The 21,745-nt window shown below is 59.6% G+C and carries 20 protein-coding genes; 9 read left to right on the forward strand and 11 right to left on the reverse strand.

All coding sequences use genetic code 11. From position 1 onward, the window contains the following. Positions 1-6 precede the first annotated feature (6 nt). Genes H8F22_RS14695 through H8F22_RS14705 form a run of 3 tightly spaced genes read left to right on the forward strand, consistent with a single transcriptional unit; the run spans position 7 to position 4,389 of the window. Positions 7-1,614, forward strand: a complete 1,608-nt coding sequence (locus tag H8F22_RS14695) for a carboxyl transferase domain-containing protein (protein WP_194940366.1) — start codon at positions 7-9, stop codon at positions 1,612-1,614. A gap of 13 nt (positions 1,615-1,627) precedes the next feature. Then, the gene (locus H8F22_RS14700) at positions 1,628-2,440 is read left to right on the forward strand and encodes a gamma-carboxygeranoyl-CoA hydratase (protein WP_059182567.1); all 813 of its coding nucleotides are present in this window, start codon (positions 1,628-1,630) and stop codon (positions 2,438-2,440) included. After that, positions 2,440-4,389 (forward strand): acetyl/propionyl/methylcrotonyl-CoA carboxylase subunit alpha, encoded by a 1,950-nt coding sequence (locus tag H8F22_RS14705; RefSeq protein ID WP_194940367.1) that lies wholly within the window; start codon positions 2,440-2,442, stop codon positions 4,387-4,389. The genes H8F22_RS14700 and H8F22_RS14705 overlap by 1 nt, the downstream gene beginning before the upstream one ends. Before the next feature lie 39 nt (positions 4,390-4,428). Here H8F22_RS14705 and H8F22_RS14710 read toward each other — a convergent pair whose 3' ends face one another. Further along, positions 4,429-5,070, reverse strand: coding sequence for a LexA family protein (locus H8F22_RS14710; RefSeq protein ID WP_027925062.1), 642 nt, complete (start codon positions 5,068-5,070; stop codon positions 4,429-4,431). A 129-nt stretch (positions 5,071-5,199) separates the two neighbouring features. On the opposite strand from H8F22_RS14710, the gene H8F22_RS14715 reads away from it, so the two are divergent. After that, the gene (locus tag H8F22_RS14715; RefSeq protein WP_027925061.1) at positions 5,200-5,541 is read left to right on the forward strand and encodes a DUF6124 family protein; all 342 of its coding nucleotides are present in this window, start codon (positions 5,200-5,202) and stop codon (positions 5,539-5,541) included. Between the two features lie 442 nt (positions 5,542-5,983). On the opposite strand, the gene H8F22_RS14720 is transcribed toward H8F22_RS14715, so the two are convergent. From H8F22_RS14720 to H8F22_RS14740, 5 genes are all read right to left on the reverse strand, one after another. After that, on the reverse strand, positions 5,984-7,075 hold the full coding sequence (locus H8F22_RS14720) for a quaternary amine ABC transporter ATP-binding protein (RefSeq protein WP_059182564.1): 1,092 nt from the start codon (positions 7,073-7,075) through the stop codon (positions 5,984-5,986). Beyond that, complete coding sequence (locus tag H8F22_RS14725) at positions 7,065-7,928, reverse strand: ABC transporter permease (RefSeq protein ID WP_371258955.1); 864 nt, start codon at positions 7,926-7,928, stop codon at positions 7,065-7,067. Before H8F22_RS14725 ends, H8F22_RS14720 begins: the two co-directional genes overlap by 11 nt. A 154-nt stretch (positions 7,929-8,082) precedes the next feature. After that, complete coding sequence (locus H8F22_RS14730; protein WP_027925059.1) at positions 8,083-9,084, reverse strand: ABC transporter substrate-binding protein; 1,002 nt, start codon at positions 9,082-9,084, stop codon at positions 8,083-8,085. A gap of 41 nt (positions 9,085-9,125) precedes the next feature. Continuing rightward, positions 9,126-9,965 carry a pyrroline-5-carboxylate reductase family protein gene (locus H8F22_RS14735; RefSeq protein WP_027925058.1) on the reverse strand — a complete coding sequence of 280 codons (840 nt, stop codon included), beginning with the start codon at positions 9,963-9,965 and terminating at the stop codon, positions 9,126-9,128. A 32-nt stretch (positions 9,966-9,997) separates the two neighbouring features. Then, entirely contained in the window at positions 9,998-10,657 is a 660-nt protein-coding gene (locus H8F22_RS14740; RefSeq protein WP_032833623.1) for a TetR/AcrR family transcriptional regulator, read from the reverse strand. Positions 10,658-10,792: 135 nt separating this feature from the next. Between H8F22_RS14740 and H8F22_RS14745 the strand changes: the two genes are divergently transcribed. The 3 genes from H8F22_RS14745 to H8F22_RS14755 all read left to right on the forward strand — a co-directional run bounded on the left by H8F22_RS14745 (position 10,793) and on the right by H8F22_RS14755 (position 14,466). Further along, positions 10,793-12,829, forward strand: a complete 2,037-nt coding sequence (locus H8F22_RS14745; RefSeq protein WP_027925057.1) for an NADH:flavin oxidoreductase — start codon at positions 10,793-10,795, stop codon at positions 12,827-12,829. A gap of 19 nt (positions 12,830-12,848) precedes the next feature. Then, positions 12,849-13,226 (forward strand): cupin domain-containing protein, encoded by a 378-nt coding sequence (locus H8F22_RS14750; protein WP_194940368.1) that lies wholly within the window; start codon positions 12,849-12,851, stop codon positions 13,224-13,226. An 88-nt stretch (positions 13,227-13,314) separates the two neighbouring features. After that, entirely contained in the window at positions 13,315-14,466 is a 1,152-nt protein-coding gene (locus H8F22_RS14755; protein WP_027925056.1) for a M14 family metallopeptidase, read from the forward strand. 102 nt (positions 14,467-14,568) lie between these two features. On the opposite strand, the gene H8F22_RS14760 is transcribed toward H8F22_RS14755, so the two are convergent. From H8F22_RS14760 to H8F22_RS14780, 5 genes are all read right to left on the reverse strand, one after another. After that, complete coding sequence (locus H8F22_RS14760) at positions 14,569-15,114, reverse strand: cytochrome b (protein WP_027925055.1); 546 nt, start codon at positions 15,112-15,114, stop codon at positions 14,569-14,571. Next, positions 15,111-16,205: a catalase family peroxidase gene (locus tag H8F22_RS14765; RefSeq protein ID WP_194940369.1), complete on the reverse strand. Its 1,095-nt coding sequence runs from the start codon at positions 16,203-16,205 to the stop codon at positions 15,111-15,113. Before H8F22_RS14765 ends, H8F22_RS14760 begins: the two co-directional genes overlap by 4 nt. A 122-nt stretch (positions 16,206-16,327) precedes the next feature. After that, a complete protein-coding gene (locus H8F22_RS14770; protein WP_194940370.1) occupies positions 16,328-17,092 on the reverse strand; it encodes an enoyl-CoA hydratase-related protein in 765 nt (254 codons plus the stop codon). A gap of 48 nt (positions 17,093-17,140) precedes the next feature. Beyond that, positions 17,141-18,466, reverse strand: coding sequence for a ferredoxin reductase domain-containing protein (locus H8F22_RS14775; protein WP_027925052.1), 1,326 nt, complete (start codon positions 18,464-18,466; stop codon positions 17,141-17,143). Further along, complete coding sequence (locus tag H8F22_RS14780; RefSeq protein WP_050590226.1) at positions 18,463-20,016, reverse strand: amino acid adenylation domain-containing protein; 1,554 nt, start codon at positions 20,014-20,016, stop codon at positions 18,463-18,465. Before H8F22_RS14780 ends, H8F22_RS14775 begins: the two co-directional genes overlap by 4 nt. A 315-nt stretch (positions 20,017-20,331) precedes the next feature. Between H8F22_RS14780 and H8F22_RS14785 the strand changes: the two genes are divergently transcribed. Together H8F22_RS14785 and H8F22_RS14790 are read left to right on the forward strand one after the other, a co-directional pair. Further along, positions 20,332-20,838: an RNA polymerase sigma factor gene (locus tag H8F22_RS14785; protein WP_027925050.1), complete on the forward strand. Its 507-nt coding sequence runs from the start codon at positions 20,332-20,334 to the stop codon at positions 20,836-20,838. Then, positions 20,835-21,587 (forward strand): anti-sigma factor family protein, encoded by a 753-nt coding sequence (locus H8F22_RS14790; RefSeq protein WP_027925049.1) that lies wholly within the window; start codon positions 20,835-20,837, stop codon positions 21,585-21,587. Before H8F22_RS14785 ends, H8F22_RS14790 begins: the two co-directional genes overlap by 4 nt. Positions 21,588-21,745 lie beyond the last annotated feature (158 nt).

Raw genomic sequence — 21,745 nt, forward strand, 5'->3', positions numbered from 1 at the left:
CTGTCCATGGCTATCCTGCATACCCAGCTCAACCCCCGTTCGGCGGAGTTCGCCGCCAACAGCGCGGCGATGCTCAAACAGGTCGACGCCCTGCACACCCTGCTCGCCCAAGTGCAGCTCGGTGGTGGCCCGAAGGCTCAAGAGCGCCACACCTCGCGGGGCAAATTGCTGCCTCGCGAGCGCATCAATCGTTTACTCGATCCGGGCTCGCCGTTTCTTGAGATCAGCCAACTGGCGGCCTACGAGGTGTACGGTGAAGACGTTCCGGCCGCTGGCGTGATCGCCGGGATCGGTCGCGTGGAAGGTGTCGAGTGCATGATCGTCGCCAACGACGCCACGGTGAAAGGCGGTTCGTATTACCCGCTGACCGTGAAAAAACACCTGCGCGCCCAAACCATCGCCCAGCAGAACCGCCTGCCGTGCATCTATCTGGTGGACTCCGGTGGCGCCAACCTGCCGCGTCAGGATGAAGTGTTCCCGGATCGCGATCACTTCGGGCGGATCTTCTTCAACCAGGCCAACATGAGCGCCATGGGCATTCCGCAGATTGCTGTGGTGATGGGTTCGTGCACCGCCGGTGGCGCTTATGTGCCAGCGATGGCCGACGAAGCAATCATGGTACGCCAGCAAGCGACGATTTTCCTCGCCGGTCCGCCGCTGGTAAAAGCCGCGACCGGTGAAGTGGTCAGCGCCGAAGACCTCGGCGGGGCCGATGTGCATTGCAAGATTTCCGGGGTCGCCGACCACTATGCCGAGAGCGATGAACACGCCTTGGCCATTGCCCGACGCAGCGTCGCCAACCTCAACTGGCGCAAGCTCGGCGAACTGCAACAACGCGCCCCGATTGCCCCGCTCTACGCCAGCGACGAGTTGTACGGCGTGGTCTCGGCGGACGCCAAGCAGCCGTTCGATGTGCGCGAAGTGATCGCGCGGCTGGTCGACGGTTCGGTGTTCGATGAATTCAAAGCGCTGTTCGGCACCACACTGGTGTGCGGCTTTGCCCACCTGCACGGTTACCCGATCGCGATCCTCGCCAACAACGGCATCCTGTTCGCTGAAGCCGCGCAGAAAGGCGCGCACTTCATTGAACTGGCCTGCCAGCGCGGTATTCCGCTGCTGTTCCTGCAAAACATTACTGGTTTCATGGTCGGCCAGAAGTACGAGGCCGGCGGCATCGCCAAGCATGGCGCGAAACTGGTGACCGCCGTGGCGTGCGCCAAGGTGCCGAAATTCACCGTGATCATCGGCGGCAGTTTTGGTGCCGGTAACTACGGCATGTGCGGTCGGGCCTACGACCCGCGCTTCCTGTGGATGTGGCCAAACGCACGCATCGGCGTGATGGGCGCCGAGCAAGCCGCCGGCGTATTGGTGCAGGTCAAACGCGAGCAGGCCGAGCGCAGCGGCCAAGGCTTCAGCGCCGAGCAGGAAGCCGAGATCAAACAACCGATCCTCGATCAATACGAAGAACAGGGTCACCCCTACTATTCCAGCGCACGGCTATGGGACGACGGCGTCATCGACCCCGCTCAGACCCGCGATGTGTTGGCCCTGGCCTTGTCCGCGTCGTTGAACGCGCCTATCGAACCGAGCCGCTTCGGCGTGTTCCGGATGTGATCGGGAGAAAACCATGAGCGACTTCAAGACCCTCGAACTGCTGACCGACCCACGGGGTTTCGCCACCCTGTGGCTCAGCCGTGAAGAAAAGAACAACGCGTTCAACGCAGAAATGATCCGCGAACTGATCCTCGCGCTGGACACCGTGGCCAGCGACGCCAGCCTGCGGTTCTTGCTGGTGCGTGGACGCGGCAAGCATTTCAGCGCCGGCGCGGACCTGGCGTGGATGCAGCAATCGGCCGAGCTCGATTACCACACCAACCTTGACGATGCCCGGGAACTGGCGGAGTTGATGTACAACCTCGCCAAACTGAAAATCCCCACCCTTGCCGTGGTGCAAGGCGCCGCCTTCGGCGGTGCGCTGGGCCTGATCAGTTGCTGCGACATGGCGATTGGCACCGACGACGCGCAGTTCTGCCTGTCGGAAGTGCGCATTGGCCTGGCGCCAGCGGTGATCAGCCCGTTCGTGGTGCAAGCCATCGGTGAGCGTGCGGCCCGCCGTTATGCGCTGACCGCGGAACGTTTCGGCGGGCAACGGGCGCGGGAAATCGGTTTGTTGTCGGAAAGCTATCCGGGCACCGAGCTGGAGCAGAAAGTCGATCAGTGGATCGACAACCTGTTGCTCAACAGCCCCGCCGCCATGCGCACCAGCAAAGACTTGTTGCGTGAAGTCGGCCACGGCGCGCTGACCCCGGCCCTGCGCCGTTACACCGAAAACGCCATCGCCCGCATCCGCGTCAGCCCTGAAGGTCAGGAAGGCCTGCGCGCCTTTCTGCAAAAACGTCCACCGAACTGGCAAGCCCCCACCACCAAGGAGCCACGTTGATGAGCGCACCTGTTCTCACCACCTTGCTGGTGGCCAACCGTGGCGAAATCGCCTGCCGGGTCATGCGTACCGCAAAGGCTCTGGGCCTGACCACCGTGGCCGTGCACAGCGCCACTGACCGTGACGCGCGACACAGCCGTGAAGCGGACATCCGCGTCGACCTCGGTGGCAGCAAAGCCGCCGACAGTTACCTGCAAATCGACAAGCTGATTGCGGCAGCCAAGGCCAGCGGCGCTCAGGCGATTCACCCGGGTTACGGCTTTTTGTCGGAGAACGCCGGGTTTGCCCGCGCGATTGAAGACGCCGGCCTGATCTTCCTCGGCCCACCCGCCTCGGCCATTGATGCGATGGGCAGCAAATCCGCCGCCAAAGCGCTGATGGAAACTGCTGGCGTGCCATTGGTGCCGGGCTATCACGGCGAAGCGCAGGACTTCGACACCTTCCGCGAGGCGTGTGATCGCATCGGTTATCCAGTGCTGCTCAAGGCCACCGCCGGCGGTGGCGGCAAAGGCATGAAAGTGGTCGAGGATGTCAGCCAGTTGGCCGAAGCCCTGGCCTCCGCCCAACGTGAGGCGAAGTCCTCCTTCGGCGACTCACGGATGCTGGTGGAGAAGTACCTGCTCAAACCGCGCCACGTGGAAATCCAGGTCTTCGCCGACCAGCATGGCAACTGCTTGTACCTGAATGAACGCGATTGCTCGATCCAGCGTCGCCACCAGAAAGTCGTCGAAGAAGCACCTGCGCCAGGCTTGAGTCCGGAGCTGCGCCGCGCCATGGGCGAGGCAGCCGTGCGTTCGGCGCAAGCCATCGGTTATGTCGGCGCCGGCACCGTGGAGTTTTTGCTGGATTCGCGCGGTGAGTTCTTCTTCATGGAAATGAACACGCGCCTGCAGGTTGAACACCCGGTCACCGAAGCCATCACCGGCCTCGACCTGGTGGCCTGGCAGATTCGTGTGGCCCGTGGTGAAGCGCTGCCAATGACCCAGGCCGAGGTGCCGCTGATCGGTCACGCGATTGAAGTGCGGCTGTACGCCGAGGACCCGGCCAATGATTTCCTGCCGGCCACCGGGCGTCTGGAACTGTATCGTGAATCCGCCGCAGGCCCGGGGCGTCGGGTCGACAGCGGTGTTGAAGAAGGCGATGAGATTTCGCCGTTCTACGACCCGATGCTCGGCAAGCTGATTGCCTGGGGTGAGGATCGCGAACAGGCGCGGTTGCGCTTGTTGAGCATGCTTGATGAGTTTGCGATTGGCGGGCTCAAGACCAACATCAACTTCCTGCGCCGGATCATCGCGCACCCTGCGTTTGCCGCGGCAGAACTGGACACCGGGTTTATCCCGCGCTTCCAGGAGCAATTGCTGCCCGCGCCTTCGGACCTCAGTGATGCGTTCTGGCAAGCGGCCGCTCAGGCCGTTGCCCAGAGCCAGGCCGATTCACCGCGCGCAGATGACGTGAGTTCGCCATGGGCAATCAGCAATGGTTTCCGGGCTGGATTGCCGAAAGAAATCACCTTGCACTTGAGCTGCGAAGGCCAGGACCGCGCATTGACCCTGGGCGATGTCTGCACGGCCCAGCTTAAAGGCGAGCAATTGCTGACCGAACACCACGGTGTACGCCGCCAGCACCGAGCAATCCGTCGTGGCGACTCTGTTTATCTGCAATGGGAAGGTGAACTGCGCCGCATCGAGTCCTACGATCCGATCGGCGCCGTCGAAGCCAGCCACAGCCATCAGGGTGGGCTCACCGCCCCGATGAACGGCAGCATCGTGCGTGTGCTGGTAGAGGCCGGGCAAACGGTCGAAGCCGGGGCGCAATTGGTGGTGTTGGAGGCGATGAAAATGGAGCACAGCATTCGTGCGCCCCACGCGGGTGTGATCAAGGCCTTGTATTGCCAGGAAGGCGAAATGGTCAGCGAAGGCAGTGCATTGGTCGAACTGGAAGAAGCGTGAAATGAAGATCGGTCCTACGTTCTAGGAGGACCGATCTGATTAGAATTTGGCCGTTGCCTGAACCACTACGCCGAGAATTCGGCATTCATCGGTATAAAGGGCTTTCGGATACGTCGGATTGAGCGGGACCAGGTAACGCTGCCCGCCCTCTTCGATCAGCTTGCGAAACGTCGCCTCGGTGCTGTCCGACCACTGCGCGATCACCAGTTTTCCGGGCTCCGGCACAATGGCCGGGTCCACCAGGATCATCATGCCCTCAGCGATGCTCACGCCCGTGGGTGCCGTCATCGCATCACCCACGACCACCAGCCAGAACGCCGCGCCCTGGGCGTGGTAGTCGGTGAGTTCGAAGCGTGGCTTGCCGTAGACCGCCAGCTCACCGTCACGCAGCTGCATCGGCTCACGCCAGTCACTGACCGGGTAACGGAAGTACGGGTTGTACTTGTGCGTCAGGCAAGGCTCATCGTCCTGCAAGACCTCGCGAACCACCATCGCCACTTCCAGAAAATCCATCCCGAGCGCGCGCAAGACACGATTCATGTCTTGAATGCTCGGCTGACGGCGTTTATTCAGCCAGTGACCCACGCCACCCTGGGACATCCCGAGGCGGTCGGCGAGTACCTCTTGAGTGACTTTGAGGTCACTCATCTTGGCTTTGACTAACTCAATCCATTTATCCATGTGCGGCACGATACGTGGGGTACTCCGACCAACAAAACACAACTTGTAGTATTTAAATTCCAGTCACAAATACAGTTCGTACTAGGATGGATTCACGGATCTGAATCTATCACGGAGCTTGCCATCGTCATGACGTTACCCAGCAATGACCTGCCAGATATGCACATCGATACCACCCTGACCTCGCCCAAAGGCAACGCCGCCGCACAGCGAGCGCTGGATTATTACTTGAAACCAACTGTGTCCGAACCCGCTGCCGTGGAGCGGTTCTTCGATGTGAACCCGGGGATCAGCGCAGAAGAGGCGCTGGTTCATGCCTCGGATTTGTTGCGATGTGCCGCGGCGACTGCACATGAATCAGCCAGCAACCTGAACGGTCCCAGTCGCGACCTGGCCTATTCGACGGTGCACATGATCGACATGGCGAAGGCGATGATCGATCGGTCTTTGCAAGCGCATCGGAACGCATGAAACGGGTGAGCGTTTGGGGAGGACAGGAAAGAGCTTTCCTGTCGCGCAGATAAAATCATTTGACTCTCAAACGAGAATGATTATTATTGCATTCAACTGATCGCGAGATCAGTCGATTGTCCAAGTGACCTCAGGTCGGTCTCCTGGACTATCTCCTCATCAGGCTAATCACGGTTTTTAACCCGGCTTTTTGCCGGGTTTTTTTTGCCAGTTATTCTGGCTTTTACCTTCAGGCTAATGAAGTCTTTGGGGGCTGCAAATTCGATGGCGTGGATAATATCAAAGGAATATTGGTTGGCAAGAGAAGCCCGGCTTCATTGGGCCAAACGATTCTAAAAATAGCACTTGAGAATCAATCGCACAGTCTCTAAGCTGCGTCGGCGTCATGGAAGACGCCCCCTCTGCACCCCGCAATTCCCCTCGGTTTTACTTCGGCAAGCCGTCACGCTTTCGACTTTACTCTTGGCTGAACAACCTGCGATTCCTCACTCACTGCCGAGGTGACCATCGTCGCTATGATCGACTTCAGCGCCAACTGCCCGACCGGCTGCCCCTGACTGTCAGTGACCACCAATTCATCGAACCCCGCCTCAACCAGTCTTTTGACCGCTGACTCCAATGACGTCCCCATGGGTACGGTCAGCGTCGCTCCACCTTTCACCTGAACAATGGGCCGCATGATGGCTTCGACGCCGATCACCCGCCCCCGATTCACTTCTTTGACGAAGTTGGCAATGTAATCATCGGCAGGCGTCATGACGATTTCCTGTCGGGTGCCTTGTTGCACCACCTCACCGTCACGCAAGATCGCGATGCGATCACCAATGCGCAGTGCCTCATCAAGATCATGGGTAATGAATACGATGGTCTTCTTGATCTCTTTTTGCAGGTCCAGCAACACCGACTGCATGTCCATGCGGATCAGCGGATCCAGGGCCGAGAACGCTTCATCCATCAACAGAATAGGCGCATCACTGGCCAATGCCCGGGCAAGGCCGACGCGCTGCTGCATGCCTCCGGACAGCTGATTGGGATAGTGACTTGCGTAACCCTGGAGCCCTACCCGGTCCAACCAGCCTGTAGCGATTTCTACTTGCCTGTCACGGGACATGCCCTGGATCTCCAACCCATACACCGCGTTGTCGAGCACGGTGCGGTTTGGCAGCAGCGCGAACTTCTGGAACACCATGGAAATTTTATGTCGGCGAAACGCTCGCAAATCAGTCGGGCTCATTTTGAGCACATCCACGCCACCCACGATGACTTCGCCGGCGGTGGGTTCGATCAATCGGTTGATATGGCGGATCAAGGTCGACTTGCCCGAACCGGACAGCCCCATGATCACCTGAATCCCCCCGGACGGCATGCTGATATTGATGTCCTTCAACCCCAGCACATGACTGTGATTGCTCAACAGTTCAGCCTTGCTCATGCCCTGTTTGACCCGCTCGATACTGGCCTGTGCCTGGTAACCGAAAATCTTGTAGAGATGCCTGATTTCGATGCCGAAATCGTTGGTCAGATCAGTGGCCATGAACCCTCTCCAAATGCTTTTGCAGTCTTCGGCCATAGGCTTGGCTGACTCGGTCGAAGATCACCGCAATACCGACAATAGCCAGCCCGTTGAAAATGCCCAGGGTGAAATATTGATTGGAAATAGCCTTGAGCACCGGTTGGCCCAAGCCTTGAACCCCGATCATCGACGCGATGACCACCATGGCCAGCGCCATCATGATCGTCTGGTTGATGCCGGCCATGATCGAGGGCAACGCCAAGGGTAACTGGACGTTTTTCAGTTTCTGCCAACTGGATGAGCCAAAGGCGTCGGCGCACTCCAGCATCTCGGCGTCAACGTGACGGATGCCGAGGTTGGTCAAGCGGATCATCGGCGGCAAGGCGTAGATCACAACCGCAATCAGCCCCGCGACCTTGCCAATCCCCAGCAACATCACCACTGGAATCAAATAGACAAAGCTCGGCAGGGTCTGCATCACGTCCAGTACCGGGCTGACAAGGTTCTGCAGACGGTTGGAACGGGCCATCGCGATCCCGGTCGGCAAGCCGATGACGATGGATATCACCGTGCAGACGAAGATCATCGACAGGGTCTTCATCGTGTCAGACCACATGTCCAGATAACCGATTGCCATCAGTGTGAACACGCAACCCAGGACAATTCTCCAACTGCGGCTGGCGAACCAGGCAATCAAGGCGACCAGCACAATGATGATTGGCCATGGCGTCGTGGTCATGAACCTTTCGGACTGATTGAGGAAAACCTGCAACGGCTGGAAAAAGGCTTCAAAGCTGTCGCCGTAAGTGCTGGTGAAGTTACGAAAGGCGCCATCGATGGCCTTTTTCAAGGCCCGGAGTCTTTCGTCCTCCATGTGTGGAAAGCTGAGTAACCACTCCATGACATTCCCCTTTTGTAGAAGACCGTAGGAAGCTGGCAGGTCGTTTCAATACGTGGGTGTTTTTATTGTTATCGGTGCGCGAGGCTCAATGCAGCGCGAACAGGCGAGCTGCATCGACCCAAGTGGATTAAAGCGCAGCCTTGATCTTGCCGCTGGCTTCAGGGGTAACCCATTTAGTCCAGAGCGCTTCGTTGTTTTTCAGGAAATACTTGGCGCCTTCCTCACCGGTGGCCTGGTTGTCAGTCATCCAGGCAATCAGTTTATTCACCGTCTCGTTGGACCAGGCGCGCTTGTTCAGATACGCCATGACCGTTGGCGAGCGAGCGGCGAAGGACTTGGTGGTGAGGGTGTAGACCCGATCAATCGGCCAGCCATTCGGTTTGGGATCAGGACAGTCAGCAACGGTATTGCAACGTTTCCACTCCGCCGCATCGACCGGATGGCCGTTGTCCAGCTTCACCATGGGGTACTTGCCCAGTAAAGCCGTGGGCTCCCAGTAAAACCCCAGCCAGGGCGCCTTGCGCTCGTAGGCTTTGGCGATGGAACCATCCAGCGCGGCGGCCGAACCGGTGTCCACCAGGACGAAACCGGCCTTCTCGAAATCGTAGGCCTTATAAAACTGACTGGTGACCACGGTGCCGCCCCAACCCTGCGGGCCGTTGTAGATCGCGCCTTTTTTCTTGTCGTCAGGGGCCGGGAACAGTTCGGGATGTTTTTTCACATCCTCGAAGCTTTTGATGTCCGGATGGGCATCGGCAATGTACTTCGGAATCCACCAGCCCTGCGAGCCGCCGTCGGATAACGAGTTCGCCGCCTGGATCAGATTGCCACTTTGAATGCCGCTCCTGGCGACCTCCGGAACCAGGTCGATCCAGCCTTCGGGGGCGATGTCAGGCCGGCCCTTCTCGACCATGGAGGTGATGGTCGGAACCGTATCCCCGGTGACCAGATCGGCATTGCAACCGTAACCTGCGTTGAGAATCAGCTTGTCGACGTTGGCCATGACTTCAGCCGATTGCCAGTTCATGTTGGCAATCGTCACATCACCACACTCGGAGGCTGACACCCAACCGCTGAAGGCGACGATGCCGAGTGCAAGTCCCGTTTTCGAGAAAGACTTTAAATTCATAAACGCTAACCTCGATTGCGGCCAGAGTTAAGGAGGGCCAACTACCGCGTCATTGGACCTTCTTTCGTGTCAGCAGAATGGGCAAAGGGATTCATGCAACTGGCGACCGAGGCCGCTGAATCCAGACCTGCTTTTATTGTTTTATCGAATCCGCTGGCGAGCATGGCGTCGAGACCCGCCGCCGTGACCCCGCGATAATTGATGAGCGTCTGCAAGAGTTCGTCGACGGAGCGCCCATCGCCAATCAACTGACTGGCTTGCACCACCACTGCATGGCAAGCGCGCTGGGCGATTGCCGGTGGCAAACCGCTGCTCACGGCATGCTGAAACAGGCTGCGAGCCAACAATGCCGGGTAAGCAGGCCCTGTACCCACCAACGCCGTCAGGTAGTTCAAATGCCTTTCGCTGAAGACTTCATCGGCACCACCAAAGGTTTCGAACAAACACTGGGCGAACGCTTTTTGCTCTTCGCTGACCTGTTGAGTCGCCAGCCAGGGCGTATAGGATTTGCCGATTTCGGCGGCGGCATTCGCCATGGCGCGAATCACCTGCCGACTGCCGGTACGCTGCACCACATCTTCCAGAGAAACGCCTGCCATCAAGGAAATCACCAGCCGGTTTTCAGCGAAGATTTCTACCTCGGCAAACTGCTCGGGGCGCACGGACACGATGACCACCTCGCAGCGCTCCACCAACTCCTGGTTGTCGCTCGTTACCGTCACCTGTGACCACTTGGCACTCGTCAGCGGGTTGCTCGCACTGCGGTTCGAAAGCACCAAAGCCCCGGGCTGGACAAACGCCTTGTCGAGCATTGCCAGGGCAATCGAACGGCCAAGCCATCCCGATCCACCGATAATGCCTATCGTGGGTTCTTCGTACATGTGAACCTGCCTTCGTCAGTCAGACGTTGCGATCAGTCCTGGGTAGACGATGAAACCTCATCCATCACATACCCATGGCGGGAGTAGAAGCGTTTCAATTCACGCTCCAGGGGTTCCTGGCCGGTGAAGATCTTCACGTACTCGGGAATCCGCCGCATTCGCTCCCCGATATCCTCTCGGGTGTTGGTGCTGATGTAGCCAATCTGTGTCAGGTAAATCGTGCGGGCCCGCACATCGGCCCCCTCGTAGGTGTAGTCGAAGCGCATGAACATCCGGATCAAGGCTTCGCGGCGGGCAATGTCGGCCACGCGGATATGCTCGGACACTTCAGCGGACTGCAAGGCCCAACTGCGCATGGCAAATTCGAACTGTGAATCGAACAGATCGGGGTTCAGCCAACAGTCGAAAACATTGAGCATCGCTTCGGCAATGCTCTCGGCATAACACTCGGTCTGGGCGACCAGATTACCGGTGTTCTTCACCCGCCAGCGCTCGATCAAAGCAGCGAGCAGCTCTTCGCGGTCCTTGAAAAACCAGTAAAAGCTGGTTCTCGACAACCCCAGCTTTTTGGCCAGCGGCATCACCCGCACCGTGTCGACTCCGCACTCGGTCAGGCTTTCATAGGCTGCATCGAGCCACCCTTCCAGGGACCCTCTCCAGCCGGTTTCTACTGCTTTGGTTTGTTCGTTCATGGCTCGATCCTAGCCGCTCATACAACACCACGCAAGCAAAATGTACACCTGTGTCCATAGTGTTGACACAGGTGTACATTTCACCCTAACGTAATTTCAACGCAGGTCCTTGCCCGCTTTCGGAGAGTCTTGACGATGCTGAATGATCCGCTCCTCCAGCCCTATCAGTTGAAGCACCTGACTTTACGAAATCGCATCATGACCACCGCCCACGAACCGGCTTATCCCGTGGACGGCATGCCCAAGGAGCTCTATCGCGCCTACCACGTGGAACGGGCGAAGGCCGGCGTGGCCTTGACCATGACCGCAGGCTCCGCTGCGGTTTCCCGGGACAGCCCGCCGGTGTTCAACAACATCCTGGCCTACAAGGACGAGGTGGTCGGCTGGATGCGCGACCTGAGTGACGCCTGCCACGAACATGGCGCGGCCGTCATGATCCAGTTGACGCACCTGGGCCGGCGCACGCGCTGGGACAAGGGCGACTGGCTGCCCGTGGTGTCACCCTCGTTCGAGCGCGAAGCCTCCCATCGCTCCTTCCCGAAGAAGATGGAAGACTGGGATGTGGAACGCATCATCAAGGACTATGCCGACGCCGCCGAACGGATGAAGTTTGCAGGTCTGGACGGCATTGAGCTGCAAGCCTATGGGCACCTGATGGATCAATTCTGGTCGCCACTGACCAACGACCTCGATGCCCCCTACGGCGGCTCCATCGACAACCGGCTGCGCTTTACCTTCGACATCCTCAGCGCCATTCGCCAGCGCGTCGGCCACGAGTTCATCGTCGGCGTGCGTTATACCGGCGATGAATTGACGCCCGGCGGGCTGACCGCGGCGGATGGGCTGGACATCTCCAGGCGCTTGAAAGACAGCGGCATGGTGGACTTTCTCAATGTTGTCCGCGGCCACATCGACACCGACGCGGGTTTGACCGACCTGATTCCGATCCAGGGCATGCGCAATTCACCGCACCTGGACTTCGCGGGAGAAATTCGCGCCGCCACCGACTTCCCCACCTTTCACGCGGCGAAGATTCCAGACGTGGCCACCGCCCGCCATGCCATCGCTTCGGGCAAGATCGACATGGTGGGCATGACCCGCGCGCACATGACCGATCCGCATATCGTGCGCAAGATTATCGAAGGTCGCGAAGACGATATTCGCCCCTGTGTCGGCGCCAATTATTGCCTGGACCGGATCTATCAGGGCGGTGCTGCCTATTGCATTCACAACCCGGCCACCGGCCGCGAAACCAGCATGCCCCATGACATTCCCAAGGCGGCGAGCAAACGCAAGATTGTGATTGTCGGGGCTGGCGTCGCCGGGCTGGAAGCGGCGCGAGTGGCGGCCGAGCGCGGCCATGAGGTGGTGGTGTTCGAAGCCGCCAATCAGGCCGGTGGTCAGGTTCGGCTCACCGCGCAATCGGAACGCCGACGGGAAATGATCAGCATCGTCGAGTGGCGCATGGCCCAGTGCCTGGCACGTGGCGTCAGTTTTCGTTTCAATACCTGGGCCGAGGCCAGCACCGTCCACGACGAAAACCCGGACGTGGTGATCATCGCCACCGGCGGCCTGCCCCATACCGAGATTCTCTCGACAGGCAATGATCTGGTGGTCTCCACCTGGGACATTATTGCCGGGGATGTGAAACCCGGGCGCAATGTCCTGCTGTTCGACGACGCCGGTGATCATGCGGCGCTGCAAGCTGCCGAATTCATCGCCAGAAGTGGCGCAAAAGTCGAAATCATGACGCCGGACCGGACCTTCGCGCCGGAAGTCATGGCAATGAATCTGGTGCCGTACATGCGCTCGCTGCAAGCTTTGGATACCACCTTCACCGTCACCTTCAGGCTGCTCGCAGTCGAGCGCGAGGGGCAGGATCTGCTGGCAACGATAGACAGCGATTACGGCAGTGCGCGCAAGGTCCGACGCGTCGATCAAGTGGTGGTCAACCACGGCACCCGACCGCTGGACGAACTGTATTTCGAATTGAAATCCGCTTCCAGCAACGGCGGTGTGATCGAACATCAGGACCTGATCGTTGGCAACCCACAACAGGTGGTGACCAACCCGGACGGCAGATTTCAGTTGTTCCGCATCGGCGATGCCGTGGCTGCGCGCAACACCCACGCCGCGATCTACGATGCCTTGAGACTGGTGAAGGACTTGTAAACGAACCCAGGTGAAAAACATGCCAAGCGATGAAACACCCTCATGGAAAATTGCCGGGAAAAACGGCATCCAGGGACCGGTTGAAGGCTCTCTTTATTATTCGTCCTCAATGGATGACTGGTTGCCGACGAAGGCTGAAGGCTTCTGGATCAAGCCGCTGTTCGAGGACAGCGAACGCGGCGAAAAAACCATGCTGATGAAAGTCGACCCTGGCGCCCAAGTCGCCAGTCATACCCATGAAGGCGAGCTGGAACAACTGTTCGTTTTGCAAGGCTCCTTCTACGACCAGGACCGCACACTGAACGTCGGCGACTACTGTTGCCGCGCTCCGAACGCGGCACACAGTGCGGGCTCGGTGCAGGGGGCCGTCCTGATGGTGATCTATACACGCCGATGACGGTTTCACCAGGGGCGATTTTTCCAACCGCCTAATCCCTTTCCAGCGTGTAAAGTAGCAGCCATACAATCATATTCAGGAACCGACTATGACCGTGGCCAAATCTTCCTTCGACATCAGTGCAAACTTCGACAGCGGCAACATTGAAGTGCTGGATATCAGCAACCCGCTTCAAGCGCTGCTGGCCATCAAACCTGACACCCGCAGCCCGCACTTCCAGTGGTTCCACTTCAAGGCCAGCGGTCTGCACGTCGGTCAAGAGCACTGGTTTCGCCTGAACAACGCCAGCAAGTCCTCGTACAACAAAGCCTGGGACGGTTATCAGGCTGTTGCGTCGTACGACCACGTCAACTGGTTCCGCGTACCGACTATCTTCGAAGGCGACTGCCTGCGCTTCAGCCTCGAGGCCACCGCTACTCACGCCTGGTTCGCCTATTTCGAACCTTACAGCCGTGGCCGTCATGACTGGCTGATCGAACAGGCACTGACCAAGGCCGGCACCGAGCTGCTGGCGACCGGCAAGAGTGTTGAAGGGCGCGACATTCAGTTGTTGCGCAAAGGTACCGGTGCCGAAGGCCGGCGCAAGGTCTGGATGATCGCTCAGCAACACCCTGGCGAACACATGGCCGAATGGTTCATGGAAGGCGTGATCGAGCGCCTGGAAAAGCACGACGACCCGGTGTTGAACAAACTGCTGGCCAGCGCCGACCTGTACCTGATCCCGAACATGAACCCGGACGGCGCCTTCCACGGTCACCTGCGCACCAACGCCATGGGCCAGGACCTGAACCGTGCCTGGCAGAGCGCCAGCCAGGAGATCAGCCCGGAAGTGCTGTTCGCGCAACAGCAGATGGAAAAATATGGCGTCGACCTGTTCCTCGACATCCATGGCGATGAAGAAATCCCGTACGTGTTCACCGCTGGCTGCGAAGGCAACCCGGGCTTTACGCCGCGCATCGAAAAACTCGAAGAGCATTTCCGCAGCCATCTGAAACACCTGACCAAGGATTTCCAGACCAAGCACGGCTACACCCGCGACGAGCCGGGAAAAGCCAACATGACCCTGGCCTGCAACAGCGTCGGTCAGAAATTCGACTGCCTGTCGTTGACCCTGGAGATGCCGTTCAAGGACAACGACGATGCTCCGAATGCGCTGACAGGCTGGTCCGGCAAGCGCTCCAAGCAATTGGGCAAGGACGTGCTGACCACCGTCGCCGACATGATCGACACCCTGCGCTGATCACCCGAATCCTGTACGTTCGGCTCATGTAGCAGCTGCCGAAGGCTGCGTTCGACAGCGGCTACATGAGCCGAACGCAGGCTGCGCCAGCTGCTACAGGGATCAGCCGCGGTCCTTGCCCCGCAACATGCTGTCCAGCACATCATCGCGCCGCACCCAGCCGTGAAACAACGCCGCCGCCAAATGCAGCAGCACGGTCAAGAACAGCAAATACGCCAAATACCCATGCGCCTTGCGTAAAAACGCAAACACCTGCGCATTGGCCGGCAGGATCGATGGCAACTGGAACGAGTTGCTGAGCATCACCGGATCACCCGCCGCCGAAATCATTGCCCAACCGAGCAACGGCAACACGAACATCAAGGCATACAGCAAGACGTGCGAGGCCTTGGCTGCCAGCGCCTGCCAGCTCGGCAAATCGGCCGGCAACGGCGGTTGTCGGGTGGAAAAGCGCACGAACAAACGCACGATCACCAGCAGCAGAATCGCAATGCCCAACGGTTTGTGCAGATGGATCAACCACTCATGGCGCTCGGACACCGAAGCCACCATCCCCGCACCGATAAACAGCATCGAAATGATCATCAGCGCCATCAGCCAATGCAGCAGCCGCGCCAATGGCGCGAAATGGTTCGGTTGGGCGCTCATTGTTGAGCCTCCTGTTTAGCGGCGGGCAACTGACTGACTTCACTGGTGCGGCGCAAGTAGGAACTGGCGTAACCGGCTGAACGAGCCGCGAGCAACGGGTCGTCGGAACCTTCGATACCGCGGGGCAACACGAGCGGGTCGTAGTTGATGTCACGGCACTCGCCATTGAGTTGCGGCTGGGTACGTTCAAGGACCAGCGTGCCGGCGTTCAACACTTTGCGACCATCGGGCCAGGCCTTGCTGGCGTCGTTGACCGGGTCCCCCGGGTTGGCCAGCGTGATCATCAACTGCCAACGCAACGGTCCGGCCGACAAGCGCTGAACCAGGTCTTTCTCCAGAAAATCGCTGCCTTCAGGTGCTGTGGCGCCCGCGGCATCCTGTGCCACCGGCACCATGTTCCAACGCACTGCCTGGCGTTGACCGGCCGCATTCACCAGGTAGAACGCATTGACGCTGTTGTACGTCTCGGTCGCATAACTGGCCGACGGCTTGGCGGTTTTGATCCAGGCCAGGAACGGCGCCGCTTCCGGATGGGAGCCGAAGAATGCCGGGACCGCCGCCGGATCAGGTTTACCGGTGGTGGGAAGCGGCGACTGGGCTTGCTGCAATTGATAGAACGCTTCAGGCGTGCCCACCGGGAACACCGGCATGCTGTTCATCCCGGTGCGCCACTGCTGGCCGTTGGCCTGGGTAAATCGCAACGCCATGCTGCGAATCGGCACGGCGCTGTCAGGCGCGTAAGGATTGCCGGCGGGCAATGCGAACCGCCCGACCACCGGGGTCTGTGCTTCGCTGAACACCTGGGCACTGGAATAATTGCGCGCTTCACTGCTGCTTTCGAAATGGCCGATCACGCACACGCCTTTGGCGTGATTGCGCCGGAAACCCGGGTGCACGCCGTTGTTGGTTTCCAGCACATTGATCAGTTTTTTCGGTGTCAGACGTTGTGGGTCAAAGGTGCCGTTGACGTAGGCAAAGGCCCCGGCCAACGCGGCGACCACCACGGCAATGCCGGTCAGGCGTAACGTCAGGCTTGCGCCACTCAGCGGTGGCCGGGTGGGCCCGGTTGGCGGTGTTGAGCGATCAACCATGAAAGACTCCAGGGCCATCGGCCACAGGGGGAAGGAGCTATGAGACGAACGTCACGTAGGATTATTCCCCCTGAACTGTAGTTTCTTTCAAAGCGTCGCGAGCGACGAATACTCAAACCCCATCAGGCAGGGTTAAAACATGCCTCACGTTTATCGAGAAAAGCCTGAATGCCTTCTTTTTGCCCGGGGGTTGCAAACAACCCATGGAACGCCCTTCGCTCGTGCAACAGGCCTTCGCGTAATCCAGGCTCCAGCGCGCGATCAACCGCTTCGCGCGCTGCCATGGTGGCGGTTTTGGCGAAACCGGCGATGGTCTGCGCCGCCGCCAGGGATTCTTCCAGCAGGTCGGCGGCGGCAATGACTCTCGACACCAGCCCTGCCCGCTCGGCCTCCTGGGCAGACATCGAGCGGCCGGTCAGGATCATGTCCATGGCTTTCGATTTTCCGATCAGGTGCGTGAGACGCTGGGTGGCGCCCATGCCGGGCATCACGCCCAGTTTAATTTCCGGTTGAGCAAATCGCGCCGTATCGGCCGCAAAGATCAAGTCGCACATCATCGCCAACTCGCAGCCGCCACCAAACGCATAACCGGCGACCGCGGCCAGCGTGGGGGTGCGTAACGTGGCAAAGGCTTCCCACCCGGCAAAATAATCCTCGTGGACCATGTCCAGATAGGACTTTTGGCTCATCTCCTTGATGTCGGCACCCGCCGCGAAATAGTCCACGGTACCGGTCAGGACGAAACACCCCACCCCCGGATCCCGATCCAACCGTTGCAGGGTGTCCAGCAATTCGCGCATGACCTCATCGCTCAGGGCGTTCCGGGCTTGCGGGCGGTTCAGACGAATCAAGACGACTCGATCATGATGTTCGATCAATGTGTGCATGGTGACCTCTTTGCAAAATAGTTGAAGGGTTAATAGCCAGCGCTCACGTCAGGAATCCCAGATCGCGCCGTAGGCTGGAATGCCTCGACTCTCCATTTCCTCGACCACTCGCTGAGTCAGTGTCTGGTTGGAAATGCAGATCACGGCCTCTGCACCGAACGCTTGAACCGCGTCATAGGCCAGTTGCACCAGATCGGGTTTGCCGAGCACATCGGTGTCCCAGATCAAGGCATCGGGCTGGGCCTGAAGAATTTCCTCCACCAGCTCGTCACCGTAGGTTTTTCGTGGGTTGCGGGTCGACCAGATCAGATGGATCGGCACTTGCCTTGCGAGCAGATGGGGCAGCACCGGGCCGATACCGCTGCCGGTGGCGACATACACCACCGACTTGAACAGGGTTTCGATGTGCGCCACGCCAGCGGTGGTAATGCCTTTGACCCAGACATGAGTTGGCATTTGCTCGATGAATTCGCCGGTCCAGTCCCCGGCCCGGGAAATGATCAGCCGAAAACCGGCCTCCCCCGGCGTGGGAATGTTGGCAAACGAATGCCATTCCAACAGCGGGTTGAGACTGATGGCGTTGGACGAACCGGCAAACGGCGTGACATGCCCGAACCGGGCAATGACGGCGTGGGATGAAGTCCTGAGTAACTGCACCGGCACTTTGCGCAAACGCAACCATGGCAACGCAATGCTGAACGTCAGCACCATCAGCATCCAGAAGGGCACCGAGGTGGCCAGCACCTCTTGCAGCGGCACTTGCGGGTTCTGATCACGAGCAAACAGAAGGGTCGAGCCCCAAAACATGACGAGTGCGGCCCAGCCACCGAAGCGGTGAGTTCGCTCGAACCCATTGTGGAAACGCGAACGAATCCACGGATGCGCCATGGTCGCCACCAGTAGCAACACCCCCAACAGCCCTGCATTCACCCAAAGCAGCGCGGTCGAAACGCCACCTTTGCCGTCAATCCAATGCCAACCCAATGAGCCCAGCAACGCCACGAACCAACCCATGGCGGCCAAGGCTCCGCCACTGTGCAGGCCCCCCAAGTGATAGACCTTGGCCAATGAGCGACGAATCATCAGTGGCCAATGGGTGGGGGCCCGGGTGGCCAGCCAGAACAGCAGATTGATGACGTATTGCTGGCGGATCAAAATCGCCATCGACAGATTCGCCACTACCAGCCCCGCCAGCGTTTCAAGGGCAATACCGGTGGATGTCCACCATTGCCCGGCGTTCAATCCATGCACCAGCGCGGCACCATTGAGTATCAGGACCAGTGCCACAAGCCGGTTGTAATGGGAAAACCACGGCAGCGTTCCAAGGCGTCGCCACAGCGCACGCTTGGCGGGTAAACCGCGAGCGGCGCTCATGCGCTCACCCTCGATACAGCGTTGGCATCAAGGTTGGCCTGCTGCGCCTGGGCCAGCAGCCGCCGCTTGTCGACTTTACCCCGTGAAGTCAGGGGAATGTGGTCCACGGCGATGATCAACGAAGGGACGCAATAATAGGCGAGGCGCGCCTCACAGCGACGTCGCGCCGCTTCGATGTCGGTGGACGCAGGGCTGACGAAGGCCACCAGATGACGACTGTCGAGTTTCAGCGTAACCGCTCGCTCGCAGGCGTCGCATGACTCCAGCACCGCCGACACACTGTCGAGCTCAACCCGAAAGCCCCTCACCTTGACCTGATCATCAACGCGTCCCAAGTGTTCGAGCTCGCCCTCCTCCGTCCAGCGCCCCAGGTCGCGAGTCCGAAACATCATCCGGTCCTGACCCAGAAATGGATCGGGTCGATAACGTTCGGCGGTGAGCGCCGCATTCCCCAGGTAACCCGCCGTTACGCAATCCCCGCCCGCCCACATTTCCCCTTGCACCCCAGTGGCACACGGTCGACCGTCTTCATCGAGTACGTATACCGTGTTATTGGGCGTGGGTTTGCCGATGGTCAGGGGCCTGCCGGCCTGATACCGCTGCATGGTGTTGACGATGGTGGTCTCGGTCGGGCCGCAGGCATTGTAAAACGTGCAAAACGACGACCAGTGATCGGCCAGTGGCTGTGGGCACGGCTCGCCGGCAACGGCCACGACCTTGGCCTGTTGGCAACGCGCGGGATCGAGTGTGCCGAGAATCGACGGCGTGGCGATCAGTACGTCGCATTGCTCGGCGGTCTGAGCAATGTCTTTGCCCCGGATCATCAACGTCGCGCCATGGGCCAGGCAACCCAGAATCTCCCACGCGGCCATATCGAAGGCGATGTTCAGCATCTGCCCGACCTTGAACCCAGGCTTCATGCCGAGGTTGCCCGGTTCCGTCAGCAGAATATTGCAGACATTGCGGTGGGTAACCCGAACCCCGTTGGGCTGCCCGGTGGTGCCGGAGGTGAACAACAGGAAGCACAGTAGATCCGGGATCGTTGACGGCGTACCGGCCACGTTCACTTCGTCCGATGAGGTGGTCGGGGCTGTCATGAAATCATCAAGGCATATGCAGTGCTGCGCTGCTGTCAGGGGAATCTGCGACTCAAGATTCGACAGCGTCAGCACAAGACGCGTGGCGGCAACCTCCATGATGTGGCGCAATTGTGTCGTGGGGGTGATCCCCACGTGCTGGGGAATGTAGGCCGCGCTCGCCTTCAATACGGCCAACATGCCCACCAGCATGGGGATCGAGCGTTCCACGAACAGGGCAACGTGATCACCGGGCTTGACGCCCTGGCTGATCAACACGGCAGCCAGTCGATTGGCCTGCCTGTTCAATTCGTTGTAGGTGATGGATTCACCTTGCCAAAGGGCCGCAATACCTTGTGGATGGGTCACGGCTTGCGCTTCGATTGCGTGATGAATCAAGGAGAACGCGGGCTTGACCGTCGGCCCACGGCCCAATGTCTGCCAAAGGTCATGATCCACAGCTGGCGCAGGCATCGGCGAACAGGCCACTGCGGGTTTGAGGGTGATTGCGTGCTCTTGCATGTCAAAAATCTCATCGGGCTCTATGTTCAAGCTCAAGACCGGACGGTGGCGCCGAGCCGACTGACTGGCTGGACGGAATGCCGCTTGCGCTTGTTACGAGGGTTGAGCCACGACGCTTGACGCAATTACAGGATTACAACCAATGAAGAAAAGTCCTACAAAAAACAGTCCGTGGGATTTTCTTTTACGGCAGAGGGAATAACCTGCGTCAGACGGCGTCTTCCTTGTCACTGCCGCCCTTCACTGACTCAGAACCCGCCCTTTCCCATGAACGATATCGACGAACAACTCAGAGAAATCATTCCCAGGCTCCGGCGCTTCGCCGTGTCGCTGACGCGCAATCCCAGCAGCGCCGACGATCTGGTGCAGTCGAGTCTGGAACGAGCGCTGTCGAGTTGGGCGGACAAACGCCCCGAAGGCGACTTGCGCGCCTGGCTGTTTTCGATACTGTACCGGCAGTTTCTGGATGCCCACCGCCGTTCCCGGCGCTATGCGCGGATGCTCGAATTCTTTACCGGGCGTGACGACGCACAGCCCTCGGTCGAACGCACGGTGATTGCTCAATCGACGCTGCAAGCCTTCGACCGACTCACCACCGAACAGCGCGCCCTGCTGCTTTGGGTGTCGGTGGAAGGTTTGAGTTATAAAGAGGTCGCCGAGATTCTCGACGTCCCCACCGGCACCGTGATGTCCCGCCTGTCCCGCGCCCGCCAGGCCTTGCGCCAGCTCAGCGACGGCGAAATCATCAGCCCATCTTTGCGGATACTCAAATGATCAGCATGCCCCCGAGCGAGCGTGACCTGCACGCCTACGTCGATCACCAACTCAACGACGCCGACCGACGTCTGGTGGAAACGTATCTGGCCAGCCACCCGGAAACGGCCGCGCAAGTGCGCGCCTGGCAGCACGACGCCCAACAACTGCGCGCAGCCATGAGCGGCGCCCTGCACCACACCGCCAACCCGGACCTCGACCCGGCACTGATTCGCCAGCGTCTCAAACGCCAGTCGCGTCGTCATCTGGCCAGTGCAGCGGTGCTGTTGATTGCCGTCAGCGTCGGTGGGTTGAGCGGCTGGCAAGCGCGCCAAATGACCCTGCCCAGTCCCCCGCTGCCGATGACCGATGCGCTGCAGGCTTACCGGCTGATCGCCCAGCAGGGCATTCTGCCGGCCGACTACACGGTCAGCGACGATGGCGACATGCAGGGCTGGCTCGACCGTTATTTCACCCGCGCCAATCGCCTGCCGGACCTGTCGAGCGCAGGCTTCAAACCGGTCAGCGGCCGTTTGCTCAGCACCGAACAAGGGCCGGCGGCGATGGTGGTTTACGAGGATCAGGGCGGGCACAAGATCAGCTTCTACGTGCGCCCACCGGGACCGAAAAACATTTTCCTGCCGCGAGGCAGTCGCAGCGATGGCGAGTTGCAGGCCGAATATTGGTCCGGCAGCGGCTACAACTACGCGATGGTCAGCCCGAGCGACACGCCGACGGCGCAGATGCTCAAGCAAACGGAGCAGTTCTGACCACCTAAAGGGATTCGGCGTCGATCACAAAACCTGCCCCTCCCAATCAACGGTAGGAGTGAGCCTGCTCGCGATAGCGGTGGGTCAGTCAACAGCAATGCTGGATGTACCGACCTCATCGCGAGCAGGCTCACCCCTGCAAGGGGTTCAGCGATCTG

Origin of the sequence: Pseudomonas mucoides (genome assembly GCF_015461845.1) — a bacterium.
GTDB lineage: Bacteria > Pseudomonadota > Gammaproteobacteria > Pseudomonadales > Pseudomonadaceae > Aquipseudomonas > Aquipseudomonas mucoides.

Bases quoted from the DNA above. Each gene is read 5' to 3' on its own strand.
- H8F22_RS14695 (WP_194940366.1), top strand. From the start codon at position 7: ATGGCTATCCTGCATACCCAGCTCAACCCCCGTTCGGCGGAGTTCGCC.
- H8F22_RS14700 (WP_059182567.1), top strand. From the start codon at position 1,628: ATGAGCGACTTCAAGACCCTCGAACTGCTGACCGACCCACGGGGTTTC.
- H8F22_RS14705 (WP_194940367.1), top strand. From the start codon at position 2,440: ATGAGCGCACCTGTTCTCACCACCTTGCTGGTGGCCAACCGTGGCGAA.
- H8F22_RS14710 (WP_027925062.1), bottom strand. From the start codon at position 5,070: ATGGATAAATGGATTGAGTTAGTCAAAGCCAAGATGAGTGACCTCAAA.
- H8F22_RS14715 (WP_027925061.1), top strand. From the start codon at position 5,200: ATGACGTTACCCAGCAATGACCTGCCAGATATGCACATCGATACCACC.
- H8F22_RS14720 (WP_059182564.1), bottom strand. From the start codon at position 7,075: ATGGCCACTGATCTGACCAACGATTTCGGCATCGAAATCAGGCATCTC.
- H8F22_RS14725 (WP_371258955.1), bottom strand. From the start codon at position 7,928: ATGGAGGACGAAAGACTCCGGGCCTTGAAAAAGGCCATCGATGGCGCC.
- H8F22_RS14730 (WP_027925059.1), bottom strand. From the start codon at position 9,084: ATGAATTTAAAGTCTTTCTCGAAAACGGGACTTGCACTCGGCATCGTC.
- H8F22_RS14735 (WP_027925058.1), bottom strand. From the start codon at position 9,965: ATGTACGAAGAACCCACGATAGGCATTATCGGTGGATCGGGATGGCTT.
- H8F22_RS14740 (WP_032833623.1), bottom strand. From the start codon at position 10,657: ATGAACGAACAAACCAAAGCAGTAGAAACCGGCTGGAGAGGGTCCCTG.
- H8F22_RS14745 (WP_027925057.1), top strand. From the start codon at position 10,793: ATGCTGAATGATCCGCTCCTCCAGCCCTATCAGTTGAAGCACCTGACT.
- H8F22_RS14750 (WP_194940368.1), top strand. From the start codon at position 12,849: ATGCCAAGCGATGAAACACCCTCATGGAAAATTGCCGGGAAAAACGGC.
- H8F22_RS14755 (WP_027925056.1), top strand. From the start codon at position 13,315: ATGACCGTGGCCAAATCTTCCTTCGACATCAGTGCAAACTTCGACAGC.
- H8F22_RS14760 (WP_027925055.1), bottom strand. From the start codon at position 15,114: ATGAGCGCCCAACCGAACCATTTCGCGCCATTGGCGCGGCTGCTGCAT.
- H8F22_RS14765 (WP_194940369.1), bottom strand. From the start codon at position 16,205: ATGGTTGATCGCTCAACACCGCCAACCGGGCCCACCCGGCCACCGCTG.
- H8F22_RS14770 (WP_194940370.1), bottom strand. From the start codon at position 17,092: ATGCACACATTGATCGAACATCATGATCGAGTCGTCTTGATTCGTCTG.
- H8F22_RS14775 (WP_027925052.1), bottom strand. From the start codon at position 18,466: ATGAGCGCCGCTCGCGGTTTACCCGCCAAGCGTGCGCTGTGGCGACGC.
- H8F22_RS14780 (WP_050590226.1), bottom strand. From the start codon at position 20,016: ATGCCTGCGCCAGCTGTGGATCATGACCTTTGGCAGACATTGGGCCGT.
- H8F22_RS14785 (WP_027925050.1), top strand. From the start codon at position 20,332: ATGAACGATATCGACGAACAACTCAGAGAAATCATTCCCAGGCTCCGG.
- H8F22_RS14790 (WP_027925049.1), top strand. From the start codon at position 20,835: ATGATCAGCATGCCCCCGAGCGAGCGTGACCTGCACGCCTACGTCGAT.